Annotated in this window: 12 protein-coding genes and 2 pseudogenes; 6 read left to right on the top strand and 8 right to left on the bottom strand. The window is 70.0% G+C overall.

The annotated features are described in order from the left end of the window. Window positions 1-31 precede the first annotated feature (31 nt). Window positions 32-178 (top strand): annotated as a pseudogene (locus AB0H86_RS08060) (IS5/IS1182 family transposase); the annotation flags it as partial. Window positions 179-363: 185 nt separating this feature from the next. Here the strand turns inward: AB0H86_RS08060 and AB0H86_RS08065 are convergent. Continuing rightward, window positions 364-2,007 carry an NAD-dependent malic enzyme gene (locus tag AB0H86_RS08065; protein ID WP_362434395.1) on the bottom strand — a complete coding sequence of 548 codons (1,644 nt, stop codon included), beginning with the start codon at window positions 2,005-2,007 and terminating at the stop codon, window positions 364-366. A 106-nt stretch (window positions 2,008-2,113) separates the two neighbouring features. Continuing rightward, the gene (locus AB0H86_RS08070; RefSeq protein ID WP_362434397.1) at window positions 2,114-2,332 is read right to left on the bottom strand and encodes a hypothetical protein; all 219 of its coding nucleotides are present in this window, start codon (window positions 2,330-2,332) and stop codon (window positions 2,114-2,116) included. Window positions 2,333-2,853: 521 nt separating this feature from the next. Between AB0H86_RS08070 and AB0H86_RS08075 the strand changes: the two genes are divergently transcribed. Next, the gene (locus tag AB0H86_RS08075) at window positions 2,854-3,216 is read left to right on the top strand and encodes a hypothetical protein (RefSeq protein ID WP_362434399.1); all 363 of its coding nucleotides are present in this window, start codon (window positions 2,854-2,856) and stop codon (window positions 3,214-3,216) included. 387 nt (window positions 3,217-3,603) lie between these two features. On the opposite strand, the gene AB0H86_RS08080 is transcribed toward AB0H86_RS08075, so the two are convergent. After that, window positions 3,604-5,163 (bottom strand): NAD(P)/FAD-dependent oxidoreductase, encoded by a 1,560-nt coding sequence (locus AB0H86_RS08080; RefSeq protein ID WP_362434402.1) that lies wholly within the window; start codon window positions 5,161-5,163, stop codon window positions 3,604-3,606. Between the two features lie 1,275 nt (window positions 5,164-6,438). On the opposite strand from AB0H86_RS08080, the gene AB0H86_RS08085 reads away from it, so the two are divergent. Next, complete coding sequence (locus AB0H86_RS08085) at window positions 6,439-6,846, top strand: hypothetical protein (RefSeq protein WP_362434404.1); 408 nt, start codon at window positions 6,439-6,441, stop codon at window positions 6,844-6,846. A 155-nt stretch (window positions 6,847-7,001) separates the two neighbouring features. Further along, window positions 7,002-7,145 carry a hypothetical protein gene (locus AB0H86_RS08090; RefSeq protein WP_362434406.1) on the top strand — a complete coding sequence of 48 codons (144 nt, stop codon included), beginning with the start codon at window positions 7,002-7,004 and terminating at the stop codon, window positions 7,143-7,145. Window positions 7,146-7,229: 84 nt separating this feature from the next. Here AB0H86_RS08090 and AB0H86_RS08095 read toward each other — a convergent pair whose 3' ends face one another. The 4 genes and pseudogenes from AB0H86_RS08095 to AB0H86_RS08110 form a co-directional block, all read right to left on the bottom strand. After that, window positions 7,230-7,772, bottom strand: coding sequence for an MOSC domain-containing protein (locus AB0H86_RS08095; protein WP_362434408.1), 543 nt, complete (start codon window positions 7,770-7,772; stop codon window positions 7,230-7,232). 163 nt (window positions 7,773-7,935) lie between these two features. Next, window positions 7,936-8,472 carry a hypothetical protein gene (locus tag AB0H86_RS08100; RefSeq protein ID WP_362434410.1) on the bottom strand — a complete coding sequence of 179 codons (537 nt, stop codon included), beginning with the start codon at window positions 8,470-8,472 and terminating at the stop codon, window positions 7,936-7,938. Window positions 8,473-8,584: 112 nt separating this feature from the next. Continuing rightward, window positions 8,585-8,869: pseudogene (locus AB0H86_RS08105) on the bottom strand (hypothetical protein); the annotation flags it as partial. A gap of 43 nt (window positions 8,870-8,912) precedes the next feature. Then, a complete protein-coding gene (locus AB0H86_RS08110; RefSeq protein WP_362434412.1) occupies window positions 8,913-9,902 on the bottom strand; it encodes a right-handed parallel beta-helix repeat-containing protein in 990 nt (329 codons plus the stop codon). Window positions 9,903-10,830: 928 nt separating this feature from the next. On the opposite strand from AB0H86_RS08110, the gene AB0H86_RS08115 reads away from it, so the two are divergent. Beyond that, window positions 10,831-11,577, top strand: a complete 747-nt coding sequence (locus AB0H86_RS08115) for an IPT/TIG domain-containing protein (RefSeq protein WP_362434414.1) — start codon at window positions 10,831-10,833, stop codon at window positions 11,575-11,577. A gap of 143 nt (window positions 11,578-11,720) precedes the next feature. After that, complete coding sequence (locus AB0H86_RS08120) at window positions 11,721-12,995, top strand: IPT/TIG domain-containing protein (RefSeq protein WP_362434417.1); 1,275 nt, start codon at window positions 11,721-11,723, stop codon at window positions 12,993-12,995. 202 nt (window positions 12,996-13,197) lie between these two features. Here AB0H86_RS08120 and AB0H86_RS08125 read toward each other — a convergent pair whose 3' ends face one another. Next, window positions 13,198-18,264 carry a DNA-binding protein gene (locus tag AB0H86_RS08125; RefSeq protein WP_362434419.1) on the bottom strand — a complete coding sequence of 1,689 codons (5,067 nt, stop codon included), beginning with the start codon at window positions 18,262-18,264 and terminating at the stop codon, window positions 13,198-13,200. Between the last annotated feature and the right edge of the window lie 17 nt (window positions 18,265-18,281).

Consider the following 18,281-nt stretch of genomic DNA (forward strand, 5'->3'; position numbering starts at 1 on the left):
CACTCAAGCGAACGGCCCGCGGATCGGCGTACGCATCGCCCGCAAAGGTACCGAGACCAGCGAACGATCAGGGCAGCGCCGCTGGGTCATTGAGCGCACCATGTCCTGGCTGTCCGGCTACCGGCGGCTCAGCCCCCGGACATCCCGTCGCGGCCCGCGGGATCAGCGGAGCGGGTAACTCCCGCTCCAAATCGGTGAGTTCATGGAACTTGGCGACCTATCACCCCACCGTGATCCACCAAGCGGTGATCATTTTAAGACGGCCCCCAGCCAGTGCGGCCTCAGCTGGAGTGGGCGGGTGAACTCCCGGGGCGGAGCCCTCGGTTGCCCACTCCAGCCGACCGCGCGCGGCAGCTCTGGCCGTCACTGTGCGTACTTGGGGCTCCACTGGGCGGCCTCGACAGCCGCGCGCAGTTCCTCCTGCGTGGCCTTCGGGGCGACGCCGTCTTCCACCGCCGCCGTCGCGGCGGCCACCGCGATGTCCCGGGCCGCGTCCCGCATTTCCCGCAGTGGCGGCAGCAGCGGCGCGGGGGCGTCACCGTTATCCGGGGCGAACCGGGCGGCGCAGTCACCGACAGCGCGGGCGGCGGCCACCATCATCCGGTCCGTAACCCGAGAGGCCCGACTTGCGGTGACCGCCAGGCCGATGGCCGGGAACACGTACACGTTGTTCGCCTGAGCGACCGGCACCTCGCGGCCGTCGACCGTCACAGACGGGAACGGGGAGCCTGCGGCGACCAACACCTTGCCGTCCGTCCAACGCACCAGGTCGGCAGGGTCGGCCTCGGCGTGGGAGGTCGGGTTGGACAGCGGGAAGATCACCGGGCGGTCGCAGGCGGCCGCCATCCGCCGCACGATCTCCTCCGTGAAGGCGCCATGCGCAGTGGACAGTCCGATCAGCACCGTCGGCTCGACCCGGTCCACTACCTCGGACAGGTTGTACGACTCCTGTTCGTCGTCGCGGGCGTAGACCCGCTGCTCGTCGGTCAGCCCGTCACGGGAGCCGGTCAGCAGCCCGTCGACGTCCACGAACCAGAATCGGGAAACGGCCTCCTCCTCCGACACGCCGTCGTCGACCAGCGCGGTACGGATCATGTCGGCCACACCGACCGCGGCGGAACCCGCGCCGAGGATCACGATCCGCTGGTCGGCGAGCCGGGTCCCCGCAATCCGCATCGCCGTGGTCAGCGCACCGAGCGCGACGGCGGCGGTGCCCTGGATGTCATCGTTGAAGGTCAGCAGCCTGTCTTGATAGCGGGTAAGGATTCGCCGGGCGTGCGCCGTCGCAAAGTCCTCCCACTGCAGCAGCGTCCCCGGCAGCTCAGCCTCCACGGCCGCCACCAGCGCCTCCACCAGCTCGTCGTACTCGGCTCCGGTCACCCGGCGCTCGCGGCGGCCCAGGTAGTGCGGGTTGTTCAGCAGCTCCTCGTTGTCCGTCCCGGCGTCCAGCAGGATCGGCAGCGTACGAGCTGGATGGATGCCGCCGATCGACGTGTAAAGACTGAGCTTGCCGATCGGGATGCCCATCCCACCCACCCCCTGGTCGCCCAGGCCCAGGATGCGCTGGCCGTCAGTGACGACGATGACGTCCACGTCGTCGTGCGGGCGGTTACGCAGTATTTCCCGGAAGCGGTGCCGGTCCTCGTAGGACAGGAACAGCCCGCGTGGGCGGCGATAGATCTCGCTGAAGCGGCGGCACGCCTCGCCGACCGTCGGGGTGTAGACGACCGGCAGCATCTCCTCCAGGTGGCGGGTGACCAGCCGATGGAACAGCACCTCGTTGGTGTCCTGGAGCTGGCGCAGGTAGATGTGCCGGTTCAGCGGCTTGTCGTAGCCGAGGAACGCCGCGTACGCCCGGTCGGCCTGGTCGTCCAGGGTCTCCACGGCAGCCGGCAGCAGCCCGTCGAGGCCGAGCTCTGCCCGCTCCGCCACGCTGAACGCGGTCCCCTTGTTGCGCAGTGGGTCATACAGGAGGGCGGTGCCCTGGCCGAAATCGTTCACTGTCATGCCTTCCCGGGTGCCCCGCATGCCCTGCCCCTCACACCAAGCCATGGCAAGGCGTCGGCAAGGAATGGTCAGTGGGCCGCCACCGTCCCCGATGACGCAGTTTCGTTCACCCCGACTGCTTCCAACTCCTCAGGGTGTGCACGTCCTGACGCTGCGTGGGTAGGTCCGCTGTGGAGGCGCTGGACGCCGACGCGATCCGGGCCGCGATGCCCAGCCCGCCGATCTCCGGGGGCGCGGCGGCGGACCGGATCGCGGAAGCCCTCGGCAGCCCGAACGTGATCGGCGAGAGGGCGAGCGTGACGTCGTTCGTGGTCCGGCGGTTCATCGGGGCGGAAGCTGCTCACCCAGCTGAGCAGGGCGGCTGTCCAGCAGGTCACGGCCGGGGCCGGGATGCCCACGAACTCGGGGATCGCCCGGTCCATGTACTGCTGACGTACGGCGACGCGGTCGGTGTCAACGGCCGCCACCTGTCCAGTGTCCCGGTGAGGTCCTCCCACCAGGAGGGCCCAGGCCATCGGTGGGCTCACTCATGGGCTCCGGGCCGGCTTGCCCCGGGTCAGCGGCTGACCGATTCCCGTCAGCGATCCCTGTGACCGTACGGCCGTACACGCCGATCTGCCGTTCTCCGGTTGTCCGGACTCCGTCCGCTTCCGGGACACCCCATGCGGTGAGTGCCGCTGACAGCGGTGCGCGCTCCCAGGGCACCGAACCTGGAAGCCGGTCGGCCAGGGGAGCGTACGGGAAGACGGATACGGTCCGGCGTACTCCGGGTCCGCTCAAACAGGGGGTTTGACCCCTTCAAGTGACCGTGTGATGTGTCGCTCCCCTGCTGAGCAAGGAGTCCTGGTGTCCAACAACTTCCAGCTCGACCAGATCCCGCACGGCTTCGCATTCACCGAGACCGGCGCGCTCATCCACTACAAGCACACCATCATCCTGACCGTACCCCCGCTCAACGCCGGCCCCTGGGGCGACACGTGGCTCAGCTTCGGCTGCGCCTGGGCGGACGTCAAGCTCGGTGTGAGCATCTACACCAGCGGCTCCTGGGGCGGCGTGACGCCCCGCAGTGTCCCCGACAACGGCGACCGCCTCGGCGAGAAGCTGCCCGCCGGAACCCGGAAGGTCCTCATCGGCCGCATGAAGACGGCTGCCGCGGACTCGGCGGACGACGTGCCGGTCAGCTGGCTCCTGGAGTACCTCGGGACCTGACCTGATCCGCCGCCGGTGCCCGGCCTGGGCCGCCACGGGCCGAGCCGGGCACCGGTCTGCCAGCCGCCTCACGCCCCCGTCCGGCGGAGCGGGAGGGGCACGCTGCGTGGCCTCCCGTCCCGCTCACTTGGCGCTGTGGACGCCCCTCCGTCCTTCCGGCGTCCGAAGCCGGCGCCGCCCCGTCGGCCCAACTCGGCTCAGCTGGCTCGGGGTAGAGCCATAGTCGACCCACTCCTCCAAGCTGAGCGGCGACCGAGAACTACCGCACTGAGATCACCTCCCATTGATGCCTCAGGCCAAGGGCAGCGCTCGACGGCCGGTCCTGGAGCCGAATGGGATCAGCGTGGTCAAGGACGGCGTCGGGTTCGGGATCCCGTACCTTCCGCGTCATGGCTGTTCCGCGTTTGCGGCTGCCGTATGTTCTCCAGGCTGCGGCCTCGCCTGAGCAGGGAGGGGAAGAGGGCGGTCCGGTGTGTCGGAGGTGTAGGCGTCGGCGTCGAAGTGGCTCAGGCGGCGTACGAGCCGTCCGGTGGACCACGGCCAGGCGAAGGTGTTGTGCCCGGTGGGAGTGAGGTAGTAGCTGGTGCAGCCGCCCGTGTTGTAGACCGTGGTCGCGAGCGCCTCTTGGACGGCGGTGTTGTGCGCGGCCTGTGCGTCCGGCCGGACGTTCAGGGCGCGGTGGCCGCCTTGGTCGAGGTGGGCCAGGGCGGCGATGAGGTACGTGAGTTGGGCTTCCAGGACTGTGATCGCGGAGGTGGAGCCGCCGAGCAGGTTGGGTCCCAGAAGCAGGAAGAGGTTGGGGAAGCCGCTCACGGTAGTGCCCAGGTACGCCTGCGGTTCACCGCCCCAGGCTTCGTCGAGTGTCTGGCCGTTCGTGCCGTACAGGGTCGTGGCCAGCGGCAGTTCACCGACGCGGAAGCCGGTGGCCTCGATGAGCACGTCTGTGTGGACGGTGGTGCCGTCGGCGCCGACGACCTCGTTGCCGCGTACGGCGCTCACGGCGGTGGGATGCAGGCGCACGTGCGGCTGGGACACGGCCCGGTAGAAGGTGCTCGACGTCAGAAGGCGCTTGCAGCCCAGCCGGTAGTCCGGTGTCAGTTGCCGGCGCAGCTGCCCGTCGCGGACCGCGAGGCGCAGATGTGCGCGGGCGCCCGCCTCGAGGAGTCGGGCGGCCTGCGGGTGGCGGAAGGCGTAGCCGAAGCCCTCCTGCAGGGCGTACTGGCCGGCGCGCAGGGCGCCGCGCGCGCCTGGAATGCGATCCATAAGCTGGTTGAGCGCTGCGGGTACCGGCAGATCGGGCTTGGGCAGTACCCATTGGGGTGTGCGCTGGATGAGGTTGACCGTTGCGGCCTGGGCTTCGATGGCCGGGACGATCTGGACGGCGGAGGCGCCGGTGCCCACGACGGTCACCCGTCGCCCGGTCAGGTCGACGCTGTGATCCCACTGGGCGCTGTGGAACACGGGGCCGTCGAAGTCCTCGATGCCGGGGACCTCCAGGTGGCGCGGGACGTGCCACGGTCCGGTGGCCAGGACCAGTACGGTCGCACTGTAGGGCCCGTCGCTGGTCTCCAGCAGCCAGCGGCCGGCCCCTCTGTCCCATCGTGCCCCCATCACCTGGACGCCGCAGCGCAGCACGTCACCGAGCCGGTATCGCTCGGCCGTCGCCCGCAGATAGGCGAGGATCTCCTGCTGCCCGGCGAAGACCCTGCTCCAGGCGGCATCCGGTGTGAAGGAGTAGCTGTAGAGCGTCGAGGGCACATCACAGGCGCAGCCCGGGTAGGTGTTCTCCCTCCAGGTGCCGCCAGGGTGCGTCCCTTTCTCCAGAACGAGGACGTCGTCGAATCCTGCCTCGCGAAGCCGGACGGCGGCCCCGATCCCGGAGAACCCCGCCCCGACGACCACGGCCCGCACGTCCCTGACCGTCCGCGCCCTCTGCTCCGGGATCACAGCAACGCTCCAGCCAGGCGGCCGGCGCACAGGCCCCGGCCCGCACCCGGCTCTCGCGGAGCCGCTCTGCGGGCGGCCCTCGGCAACCGGGTCTGAGGCGTGGCGGGTTGAGCGGCGGCGGGGGATGGCAGGGCGATCGGGGCCAGTAACCGCTTGAGTGGTGTGATCACGTAATACCAAACGATCACAGCGCTGCGGCGTTACCCCGCCCGTTGCGATGGTTCACCGACTCCCCCGGCAGGATCAGCGGTTGCGGCGCTCTGAGCCCCGTATAGCTTCTGTCCCAGTCCGGGCAGGGTTGCGGCACCTTCCCTTCGCGTCCGGGGCGCGGCCCCAGCGGATGTAACCCACTGCTGGCGACGGCCGGGCCGCCGTCATCGGACGCAACGACCACCGCGGCGTGAGACCGCGCCCGGCGGGCAGCTCCTCAGACGGCCCGGTGCGCTCACAGCTCGGTCAGTAGCCCACAGATGTCCCCCACCGGGTAGCAAAGCGCAGCACACGTCTTTCTCAAGGTACGACCCACCGCTGACAACCGGGATAGGAGACAACTGAGCAGGCGGTAGGACGCGCCGAAGCCCATAAGGGGCTTCGCCGGCTTCCTCCGGCAGGACCTCGACGCCGCTACTGCCGAACTGACACTGCCGTGGAGCTCAGGGTTCGTCGAAGGGCATGCGAACTGCGAGAGATCGTATCGGCCGACGCTCGGTCGGCTTCAGCGCGACGGGTGGTGACCGCTACCGGTGATTCACTTCCCGGACCCGATATACCCGTGCCGCTCGGCTCCCCGACCACGGAGTGCGGGTGGCCCTCCCAGTGGCATCCCAGCAACACCGCGATGTCGCAGGTCAGAGAGCCACCGCCATCCCATCCTCCCAGGGTGCCCAGAACTCCTTGGCAGGCACCTGGCCGTGCGAACAGCCTGTTGCCGCCAGGCCGCCGGGGGGTGCAGCCGGATCACCGTCCGACTGTCCGTACTGGGGCCGGCCCACGACCGCGAGGAGCCAGCCTGACCATCCGTAAGTACAACGGCCTGCCCCCCTCCCTCCGGGAAGCGGCGTCGCCGTACTGCCCGCGACCGGGGCGTCAGGCACCGGGGGGTCAGGTCGATGCCGGATGGCGAGAGCCCTGCCGGACCAGGCGGTCATCAGCAAGGCGGATAGGACATACGACTCCGTCGGCACGAGACCACGCTGCCGACCTCCACAGAACCAAGGGCGCAGCACCTCACCGCGGCGAGAGAAGACACCTCGCCCCGAACACATGGGAGAAATCATGAAGAAGCGCGGCATCACCGCCGTCGTTGCCGGCCTCGCGGCCATGGTCCTGGGGTTCACACCGGGCACGGCCAACGCCGCCGACAACGACCCCCGCAGCGCCAGCACCACGGGCGCCTCCGTCTCACTCACCGTCGACTGGACCGGTTCGGATTCATTCACCCTGCGCAACGTGAAGCTCAGTGACACCTCCTGCGACGCTCACCCGGTGTACTTCTACGTCACCGTGCCGGGCTTCCAGTTCCCGAACCACTGGAACAGCAGCGGGTGCGGCACCACCACCACTTGGAGCAGTCTGCCGGGCAGCGAGGACAGCGGCATCCACAGCCTCTGGGTGACGGTCTGCCGCGACACGACCTTCGACAACTGCAGCTCGTCCAGCGCGTCGCTCAACCCCTACTCCTGATTCCCTGACGGCAGGCGCCGTTGACGGCCTACGCCGGCGGCCCGGGCAGCTTCCGGGCCGCCGGGTTTCGATCGCAGCCCGGTGGTCGCCGCTTGTCCGGAGCGGTCAAGCCGCGTCCGTGCTCGGCTTCTGCCCCAGGAAGCCGGGCACGGACGGTGAGATCAGAAACCGATTGCGGTCTCGATGGTGTTACGGGCACCGCCGAGGTCGTACCGCTGCGCCTGTCCGCCGGACACCACCCCGACGACCCGCAGCTCACCGAGCTGATCGGCGAGCTGTCCCTGCGCAGCGACAGTTAATCTCGCGACCCCAGATCGCTGAGCACCTCACGGCATGGTCCGAACTCATATGTCAACGTCCGGCGGCCTTTCGGTATGGAGTCGTCAGACCCGCTCCAGGGGCCGGTGCGGCCCGCTGGGAAGCTCGGCTTGGATCGTGTCGCCGGGGCGCACCGTGCCGCCTTCCTTCACGACGCTCATGATTCCGGCCTTGCGCACGACGTTCCCGGCCTCGTCGCGACCCACGACCTGCTTCAGCAGCCCGTCCTGGAAGTTGTCGATCTGCAGGCAGGGATTGCGCAGGCCGGTCACCTCCAGCACTGCGTCGTCGCCGATCCGGAGCAGTGTGCCGACCGGTAGGGCGTGCAGATCGATGCCGTGGGTCGTGATGTTCTCGCCGAGGTCACCGGGCACCACATTGAATCCCTCTGCACCGACCTCGGCGAAGAGCTCTTCATGAATGAGGTGGACCTGACGCAGGTTCGGCTGGGTGGGGTCCTGCGCGATGCGCGAGCGGTGCTTGACCGTCACGCCGGCATGGACGTCACCCTCCACACCGAGCCCGGCGAGCAGCGTGACGCTGTCCCGGTTCGGCTTGGTGAACGAGTACTCGCCGTTGCTGCTGACTGCCGTCACCAGTCCGCTCATCCTCGGATCCCCTCCTCAGTGACAATGATCAGTCACGACCCTAGCTCTCGGGTCTCAACCGTGCAGTAGCGACGGTCAATCGCGGGTGAGGCCGTGAGCGGTCTACCTCTACGCGGTCATGGACTCGCGGCCATTCTCGCCGACCTGGCACCCGATCGCCTGCCTACTTGATCAGGGCGTTCGCGATAATGATCACCAGGCCGATCAGCATGTCCATGCCCCCTGCCAGGCAGGAGGACGGCCATCCGTGCCCGGCGGTGCGGGCGGCCCAGGTACCCCAGCCGAACAAGGCGACGGTGTTGAACAGCAGGGCCGTTTCCACAGCCGTGGCCTCTGCCCACCACCCGGCTACCGCGCCAAGCAGTATCCCCACCGTGGGCAGCACGGCGGCGACCAGTGGCCACTCGGCGAGCACCAACTGCCGTCTGCTCGCGGTGGCTGCCTTGTCGGCGGACGCACGCCGGGCGATGACGTGCGCGTACCCATGGGCGGCGGCCGACGCCAGCGCGGTGAGCATGACCCACAGCGCGTCCGGACCGGGATCGGCCTCCTCGCCCGTCGCGTCCAGCGCGGCCCCCAGGGCGCTGGCCAGCACCAGACCGTAGATGCCGCTGAACAGCGACTGCTCCTGCGGCCGGTGCCGCGAGATCCACCTTCGTGTGACGCTCTCGGGGCAGACATGGTCGGCGCGGTCGGGCATCGCATCGCCTCGGTGCGGGAAGGGGACTGGGTCCGCACATGCTCACCCGTGTGGCGTCGAGGAACATGACGCCACGCGCTGCTCGCATGATTGTTGTGCTGCGAGGGGGGCTTCAGAGGGCTGGGTGTTTGCGGGCGAGGGTCATGCACGGTGCCAGTTGGAGGAAGGCGTCGTGCATGTCGTCGCGTACTCTCCAGCGGGTCCGTAGGCGGCGGGGGCCGTGGAGCCAGGCGATGACGGACTCGGTGTCGCGGGCGTCGGTCAGCACGTGATGCTTCGAGCCCGGCCGTGCACGGCCGATCCGGCTCGGACCGACTCTTGGCTGGTTCGCCCCCGACTGGCTGCGCATGGGAGCGCCGATGGTGACGCGGGAGAAGTCCGGACGGTCCGCCGCCTGTGACCGGTCCCGGTGGTGCCCGTGGTGATTCTCTGACCAACGGTCACTGCGGGCAGCCGGGGACGGCGCCGGCAGGGGCACACTGATCGGGCGTGTTGCCGGTGACGGCGCCGCCGATGAGGAGGAATGTGCCGCTGTTCTTGTACACGCCCCCGCCTTGCTCTCCGGCGGTGTTGCCCTGGACGGAAGTGCCCACCAGCAGCACGGTGCTGCCGTAGCTCGCGATACCTCCGCCGTACGTGGCGGCCGTGTTCTCCGCGATGCTGCCGCCGGTGACCATCAGGGGCCCGGTTGCCGTGTAGATGCCGCCGCCCTCGAAGGTGTCCGTCGTGTTGTCGCGGATCGTGCTGCCGGTGAGCACCGTGGAGCCGAAGTTGGCCAGTCCTCCGCCGGTGTAGGTCGCGGTGTTTTCCTTGACTGATCCGCTGGTGACGGTCAGCCGGCCCGAAGTGCTGACGTGCACTCCGCCGCCGTCGGAGGCCTCGTTGCCCGACACGGTACTGGCGGTCAGCTGCGCCGCGGCACCGGCTGCCACCGCGATACCGCCGCCGATGCCCGAAGCGGTGTTGCCGGTGACGGCGGAAGCGACCAGGGTGAGATTTCCGTGTGTCAGGATGCCGCCGCCGACGGTGCCGGGGGCTGCGGAGGCGCTGCCTCCGGACACGGTGATCCCCTGGAGTCTCAGGGAACCCTGCGTGGCGACGTCGGCGATGCGGAACGGCGTGGCGGAGTCGCGGGTGATGGTGGCGCCAGTGCCGAGCATGATCAGGTGTCCCGTGATGGTGGGAAGTCCGTTGGCACCGTCGGGCCCGGATGTCTCGGCCGGAGCGGTCAGCGTGTAGGTGCAGCCGGCCGCGAGCACGATCACTCCGATACCGACGGTGTTGGCCTGGTTGATCTGGTTGCTCAGCTCGGTGACGTCTCCGCACGGCACCGTCGCCGCTCGACGCGACGACTGGCTCTCGGCGGTGGCAGGCGCGGCCAGGCCCGGCACCGATGTGCTCAGCAGCACGGCCAAGGTAAGGCCGCGCAAGGTCTTCACGGTCAGCACTGGTTGTTCCTCACTTCGTCGAATGGGCGCCTCGGCCCTGGGGGTTGTCGTCAGCAGTCCACTGTGATCGTGGCCGTCGGTCGTGCGCACCCAGTGGGATCCGGACGGGTGAGGGCAGGGCTGCGCCCGCCTTCGCGGGGGTAGCGCCTTTCGCGGCAGTCCGCACGTCTGTGCGCCCGCAATCGGGTCGTCTACTGCCTGGACTTGCTGCTCACGACGCGAGGGGACGCGAAAGTCGCGTTGGGCCGTTCGTGTGAGCCGGTCAAGAGGGGCTTGCTGCTGGCATAGCCGCGATGAATAACTGGAGCAGATCCGACCGGTGGGCTGCCCGTCCTCGCCGGGGGATGCGGCAGTCGGTCGGCCCACCCGCGGCGCTTTCCGGAAGAGTCCGGGTGACCAGGCCGGCATACCGCGATGGGCACCCCCGGTGGGGAATCCGGATCCCGTTCAGCCGGTGCCGTCCGCGGCACCGGCTGACACGGCCCCCAGGTCACGCCGTGAAGTCGAGCTCTTCGACATCCATCACCGACTAGGACAAACGAGCGACTCATCCCTCTTTCGGGTGACGCGAGTTGAGGGCTCTTGTCACTCGATCGGACCTATGAGTCACTGATAGTGCGAACCGGCGGGCTGCCCATCCCGTGCCGGGGTCCAGTTGAGAAGGGCAGCCCTTGCCGGTTATCTCCTTGCCCGGGGATGCCCGAAGGCTGCTGCACCTCCCGCCCTGTGTGCGGAAGCAGCCGACTCTTCCTTCGCCCCGTGTCCGGTAACACCGACTGCTCCTCGATCGCCCGGGATGAGAGCAGCAGGCCTGCCTGTCGGCAGGGTTGGGTCCGCAGACGCGGCAGCCGGTGACCGGGGGCCCTTGCCGGTTCCTCGCAAGTCCCGACCATCCAGCGAGGAGTGTCCCATGCCCATTTCTCCGAATCAGGGTTCCACCGGCGGCGGAACGACGGTGACCATCACGGGGACGAACCTGTCCAACACCAGTGCCGTGAAATTCGGCACCAAGTCGGCGACCGGCATCACTCAGGTCTCGCCGACGCAGGTCACCGCCGTCTCCCCCTCCGGAACCGGCACGGTGGGCGTCACCGTGACCACGCCCGGCGGGACCAGCAACCCGGTGTCGTTCTTCTACGTCGGAGCCCCCTTCAAGGGTTCCCTCGGAAGCAGCTCCGGGCCGCTGGCCGGCGGCAACACCATCACCATCAACGGCACCGGCCTCTCGACGGCCTCCAGCGTCTCCTTCGGCGCGACGGCCGCGACCCCCACCGTGGTCAGCGACAGCCAGCTCTCCGTCGTGGTTCCGGCGGGCGCCGCGGCCGGGTCGGTGGGGGTCACTGTGACCACCGCCGGTGGCACCAACAACGGCCTGACGTACACGTACATCGACAACCCGACGATCGGGACCATCACCCCGGCCTCGGGCTCGACCTCCGGCGGGACGGCGGTGACCATCACCGGGACCAACCTCAGCAGCACCGAGTCGGTCACCTTCGACGGCACTCCCGCCCCGTTCTCGGTGATCAACGCCACCACGCTGTCGGCGGTCACCCCGCCCGGCACCGCGGGTGCGGTCGACGTGGTGGTGAGCAACCCCTCGGGGTCGGCCACCGCGGTCGGCGGCTACACCTACATCGCAGGTCCCGGCATCTGATCCATCCGGCAGCCTTCGCGCGACGGAGGCGTTGAACCGCGCCCGGGCGGCATACCCCTCATGCCGCCCGGGCGACGGGCCATCCGCCGCCCGGGAGTGCCCCGACTCGCATCACGAGCGTGTCCTACCGAAGGAGTACAGCCATGGCCGCCCCTGTGGTCGCTTCGGTCAGTCCCAGCCAGGGACCGGCCTCCGGCGGCACCACCGTCACCGTGACCGGTACCGGCTTCACCGGAGCGACAACCGTCCGGTTCGGCGCCAAACTCGCCACCTCGTTCACTGTCGACAGCAGCACTCAGATCACGGCGGTCAGTCCGTCGGGCACCGGTTCGGTGAACGTCACTGTCACCACCGGTCAGGGCACCAGCAGCCAGCAGGTGCCCTTTGTCTATACCTCAGCACCGTCCCTCACCGGTCTGACGCCGACTCAGGGACCGGTCTCCGGCGGCACCACCGTCACCCTCACGGGTACGGGCCTCACCGGCGCGACGGCAGTGAGCTTCGGCGGGGTGGCCGCGACCTCCTTCACCGTCAACTCCGCCACACAGATCACCGCGGTCGCCCCGCCCCACACCGCCGGCGCCGCGGCCGTCACCGTGACCACCTCCAGCGGCACCAGCAACGCCCTCACTTTCACCTATCTCGGGGCACCGTCCCTCACCGGTCTGACGCCGACTCAGGGACCGGTCTCCGGCGGCACCACCGTCACCCTCACGGGTACAGGCTTCACCGGCGCGACGGCAGTGAGCTTCGGCGGGGTGGCCGCGACGTCCTTCACCGTCAACTCCGCCACACAGATCACCGCGGTCGCCCCGCCCCACACCGCCGGCGCCGCGGCCGTCACCGTGACCACCTCCAGCGGCACCAGCAACCCCGACAATCCCAGCGCGTACTTCTTCTACGCCGCTTCCCCCTCGCTCGCCACCGTCGCCCCTTCGTCCGGAAGCACAGCGGGCGGCGCGACGGTCACCCTGACCGGCAACGATCTGCTGGGCGCGACGGCGGTGAGCTTCGGCGGGGTGGCCGCGACGTCTTTCACCGTCAACTCCGCCACACAGATCACCGCGGTCGCCCCGCCCCACACCGTCGGCACCGCGGCCGTCACCGTGACCACCCCCGGCGGCACCAGCAACGCCGTCGACTACTTCTACCTGACGCTGCCCACGCTGCTCTCCCTCGTCCCCAACCAGGGACCGACGCATGCCGGCACCGTTGTCACCGTGACCGGCACCAACCTCACCACCACCACCGAAGTCCGGTTCGGTTCCACCCCCACGGCGTTCACGGTCGTCTCGCCGACTCAGGTCACCGCCGTGGCCCCGGCCGGCGCCGGCGGGCCGGTCAACGTCACGGTCATCACCGCCGCCGGTACCAGTAATTCCCTCACCTACACCCGGGTCCCCGCTCCCGGCATCTGATCAGCGGCTCCCTGGCCGGGCGACAGGTTCCTACCTCCGCCCGGCTCCGGCTGTCGCGAGGGCAGCAGGGCAGCAGGGCAGCGCGCACCGCAGTAGCCGGTCGAAGACCGCTTGATGGTGTGCCGCTGCTTCGGCGGCGCGGGTCCCGCCGGCGGGGCGGTCATACGCTGCACGACGACCGCCCCCGCCTCCGTACCCGGGTTCAGCGGCGTCCCCTGCGCGGTCGCGGTATCTCCAGTTCGTCCAGGCGGGGTTCGTCCCCGTCCAGGACGCGCGACCAGGCGGCGCGGTAGAGAGCGGCCACGGGACCGGTGGGCACGATGACGCCCAGGACGGCTTCCTCGCCGTCGAACAGGTCGTACATCGGCACCTTCCACCGCTCCAGCGGAACGTGCGGCGGTGGGAGGTGGGCCCAGCCGCCGGGCAGGAACAGTGAGCGTCCGGCTCGGCTGCGACTGCCCTCGACCACGAGGTCGGTGGCGGCGAGTTCGGCGCCGGCGGCCCGCAGCCGGGCCGTTCCACCGCGCTGCTTCGTCCAGCCGGTCCAGATCGCGGTGTTGCGGTCGGTGGGATCCGGCAGGGCCAGCAGCATCAGATAGATGACGGCGGCGTCCTCGCCGATGCCGTACCGCTCGGCCACCTCACCGACCAGGCCGGGCACCGACCGGGCCGGGTCCTGCGGCCACCACAGACCGTCCTCGTCGCGCTCGCCCGCCACCGGGTTCCCGGGATCGGCGAGCAACTCCGCGAACCCCTTGTCGTGGACGAGGCGGAGGGAGGTCTCCCCGGGAGCCGGCCGGTTGCCAGGGAACAGTGCCGCCAGGTTGGGGTCGCTCCCGGCCGGGTCCAGCAGCGCCGGGGCGACTGCGGGCACGGGTTCGTCGTCCTTGGTGGACACCACCACCGCGCCGTAGCGCACGAAGTCGTCGCCGGTCTCCGTGGGCTCCCCGGCAGCCCGGCGCAAGGACTCCAGACCGACCCGCCTGCCGAGGCTGATCAACAGGTGCGGGTGGGCCAGCCGTTCACGTATCGCGGTCAGCACCGTGGGGAGGACCGCGCGGATCGGGTCGCCGGACGGGAGACGGTGGGCGAGCCAGGCGGCCAGGGCCACAGAGCCGTTCAGGACGTCGGTGCCGAAGCCGGGCGTGTCACCGTCGGAGCGGGGGTAGAAGCCGCCGATCGACCAGTTCAGGTCATGGGTCAACCTCGGTTCCACCGCCACGTCGAGGAATCCGCGCAGCGCGTCGGACGGTTTCCACCACGAGGTGTACTGCAGAGAGCGGAACGCGTCGTGGAGCACGTTCTCGGGCAGAGGCGTCAGCCGGCCCATCCGCCGGTTCCAGACCTTCGCCGCCGCGGCCACGTCGGGGCCGTCCGTCCACAGCTCGGACGGCTCGGCGGGCAGCAGCGCCGAAAGGACGGCCTGCCAGACGCCGGAGTTCGCGAACCTCACGGAGTCGCATCCCAGAGCCGCTCTGGCCACCCCCACATCGGCCGCCTTGACTCCGATGGCCTTCAGCGTCTCGGCGGGCACGGGCTTTTTCCCGTCGTCGGTCATCGGTACTCCTGCGACCACCAGCCGGGCCATGGTCGGAGTGATGCCGGTGAGCCGGGCGAATTCCTCGGCGGCGGCCGGGAACCAGGGCGCCGGACCGCGCTCGGCGAGCTCGGCCCGGAAGGCCCTGAACCAACCGGACGCACGTGTCTGCTCCGCGACGAACGGTTCGGCGGACACCAGAGTGTACGGAGCCGGCGCCTCGAACCGGCCGGACGGATCGTGGAAGACCGCCTCGAACATCCAGCCGGCGTCGACGTGCCGGTCCATGCCGAAGGGGAAGATGAGGAACGCGCCGCCGTCCAGCGGGAGGACGTTCCCCGTGGACGTGTTTCTCACGGCGTCGGGCCCCTCGAAGAGGCTCTCGTCCAGACACAGTTCGACACGGCGCCAGTGGTCCGGGTCCAGCACCGCCAGCTGCTGGGCGTCGAGTTCGGCGAGGAGCGCGTCCAGCGCCTCCCGGTGGTGGTCCACGGTGCCCGCCGTCCCGGCCCGGAGAGCCACCAGGGCGGACAGCGTGGGCAGGGTGTCCCAGCCCATGACACGCAGACAACTCTGTTCGGGCAGGGCGAGGTGCAGGCGACCCGCCGGTGCCGGTTCGGTGATGCCCCGCAGCGCCTCCCCCAACAGCCGCAGCTGCAAGAAGATGTCGCCGCCTCCGAAGTAGTAGTACGACCTGCGGTACGACCACCACCGGTCGCCGTTGACGCCAAGGCCCTGCAGTGCCGCGGTGAGCGTGCCGTCGTCGGGCTCGGCCCGTCGCTCCTCCCGGACATTGCCCGTGACCGCCGCGTCGAGCCGGGTGCGCGCCGCGTCCAGGATGCGCTGCTGGTCGGCGGCGAACCGCAGCACCCCGGCGATGCCCGTGCGCAGTGCCTCATGGGAGACCTGCGGCAGCAGGGTGCGGACCACTCCGGGCAGCCGGTCCCGGCCGTCCGCTTGCGCGCGCTCCTCGTCCGGGCCGGTAGCGTTCTCAGCGGTCTCGGCGTCCTTGGTGTCCACGGACTCGGCTGTGGCGGCCGTCAGCAGGGCCGTCGCGGTGTTCTCGTCGACCTGGCGGAGCGCCGCGGAGCCCTGCGGGTCGCGGGGCTGGAGCAAGTGCCAAAAGCGCAGGGGCGGCAGCAGGTGAGTGCCCGCGGTGAAGGGTCCGGAGGTCTGGTCCCAGGGGATCTCGGCCATCTCCACGCCGTCCTCGGTGAGCAGATGGATCTTCCGGTACTGCCTGATCACCGCCATGGGCCGGTCGGCGCCGGGGAACTCCAGTGCCCACCGCGGGCTCTGGTCGGTCCCGGGCGGCACGACGACCGAGCGCCCTGCCAGGTCCTCGCCCCGCCGCGACCCGTCGGGCAGCGTCACCACCCGCCAGCCGAGCAGCCCGTCCACCGGTGAGCACGCCGGGCCCGCTACGACGGAGGGGGCGGGCAGCAGCCACCCCGCCTCCAGGGTGCTTCCCTCCGGGGCGTCGCGCACGCCCTCGCTGAACCAGTCCGGCAGCCCGGGTTCGCCCTGTGTGTTGCTGACCGGGTCGTACGCGAACCAGGTACAGTGCGACAACTCGGGCCCCGCGTAGTCCCACACCCAGTACGACGTCCCGTCGCTGATCACCTGCCGCGCCGGTGGCACGACGGTGTCTCCTCGGCGCAGTACGCCGCCCCCGGTGGTCCGGCCGCCCCCGGGGAGCGGGAGGGAGACGGGGTCCAGGTCGTCTCCCACACGGGAGGTGCGGGAGTAGGCGGCGTACTCGACCGGCATCACCCGCGAAGGGTCTTGGTGCCAGTAGCCCTCCTTGCCTTGCGAGTCGTGCGAACGCCACCAGACCAACAACTCGCCGTCCACATAGTGACAGTTGGTGTAGCTGGGGTAGCGCGTCAGCCTCTCGGGGAGGTTCAGGTCGTGCGTGAGCAGCGTGCCCTGCGCACCGATCACGCGGATCTGAAGGCCGACCCGCACGATGAGGTGCGGCCAGGCATCCGCGACGTCGAATTTCTCCACCGAATCCAGCGATCCAGGCGCAGCCGCGACCGCCTCGTCCCAGGCGGGCCAGCCGAGTTCGTCGAGGATCCCGGCCCGCAGAAAGCGGGCGAGCGCGGGGGCGATGCCAGTGCTCAGTGCTTCCCGTACCGCCTTCTCGGCGACCGCCAGTACCTTGCCCGGCAGCCAGCTCAACGTCCTGAGAGCACCGGGGTAACCGGCGTTCGCGGGGAGTTCCGCGGCGACGTACCACCGGCTGACCTCGCCCACCCATGCGGCGAGCATCGGCCGCGCACCGGGGCACTCGGCCAGGGCGAGGACGGTCCGCATGCCATCCTGGCCTTCGTTCTGGGGGCAGCCATTGCGGAACGCCGGATGGAAGCGGGTGTCGGCTTCGAGGGCGACGAGATCGCGCCGTTGATCGCAGGCCGCCCACGCCGCCAGATCCAGTCTCGCGCCCTCCCGCGGATCCGCCAGCGGAATGTCCAGGGCCAGCAACTGGTCGAGGAGGTTCACATCACCGCACGGGGGCGGCAACGCGCCCTGGGATGTGGTGAGTTCGGTGCGCAGAGTGTCGGCCATGCGGTCGACGAGCGGATACAGCTCCGCCGGAGCGAGGTGCCGGTGTTCGGCCCCGCACAGTTCCAGGAACCTGCGGGTCCAGCCTGCCGTGCCGTCGGCGGGACGCACTTCGGCGGGCAGTGTGGCGTCGCAGAGGCCGGCGGTGGCACCGGACGTCTCCAACAGGTCCAGCCACTGCGGCAGTTCGGCGTGCTCCCATCCCGAGGGCAGCATCCCCAGCAGGGTGCCGCGGAAGGCGGGTTCCTGCTTGGTGAGTTCCAGCAGGGCAGGCCGGTGGGTCTTCCACCAGGCCGGCGGCGCCTTGACCGTGCCGGGCTGGGTCAGCATCTCGCACAGATAGGCGATCTCCTCCGCGCGCGCGTTCTTGCCCGCGGCCGCCTTCGCCAGTCTGCGCAGATCGGCCGCGCCCGGACCCGACGGAGCCAGTCCGTTAGCGGCCAGGCGTACAAAGAGGTGGCGAAGGTGCCGGAACGCCGTGGCGGCCGGAACCCGGGACGACAGTCCCTTGGCGTAGCCGGAGAGCACCTTCGTCGGTGCGGCATCGGCCAGCGCGAACTCCAGGAACACCGCGTCCATGCGCTCCTCGTCGAACGGCAGCGCGTGCGCCGTCTCCGCCTTGCGCGCGTTGACGAACATCTGGGACGCGTACGCCTTCTCCTCGGCGGCCAGGAACACCCGGCCCGCCTGTTCGTAGAAGGTCGGCAGGAAATGCGGTACGCCCCCGGCGAGCCGTTCGCCGATGGACTCGTAGGCGGCGCGCGCTCTCTTCGGCCTGGACCGCACCGTCCGCGCCACCTTGTTCATCTCCTCGACCAGGGACATGGCCAGGTGACCGTCCGAGGGATAATGAACCAGCACCCATTCCGGGAACCCCAGGGCCCGGGGCCGCCCGAGACCCACCTCCGCCGGCTCACCTTCCGGTTCGAGACCGAGGAAGCCGCTCCCCAAGTCCTCGGTCTGTTCCGTGGCAACCAGGCGTACGACGATCCGGTCGTCCAGGCCCGGATGGCGATAGGCCTGGCTGAACACGGGCACCGCCCGATCGCCTCCCCCGGTGGTCCCCGGGGGCAGTAACGCACCGGCCCGCAGCAGTTCCTCCGCGTCGGCCTCCGCCGTCGCCCTGTCCGCTGTCGCCCTGTCCGCTGTCACCGCGTCGTTCATGATTCCGTGCCTTTCGC

It is taken from the genome of Streptomyces sp. NPDC050997, assembly GCF_040660135.1.
Classification (GTDB): Bacteria; Actinomycetota; Actinomycetes; order Streptomycetales; family Streptomycetaceae; genus Streptomyces.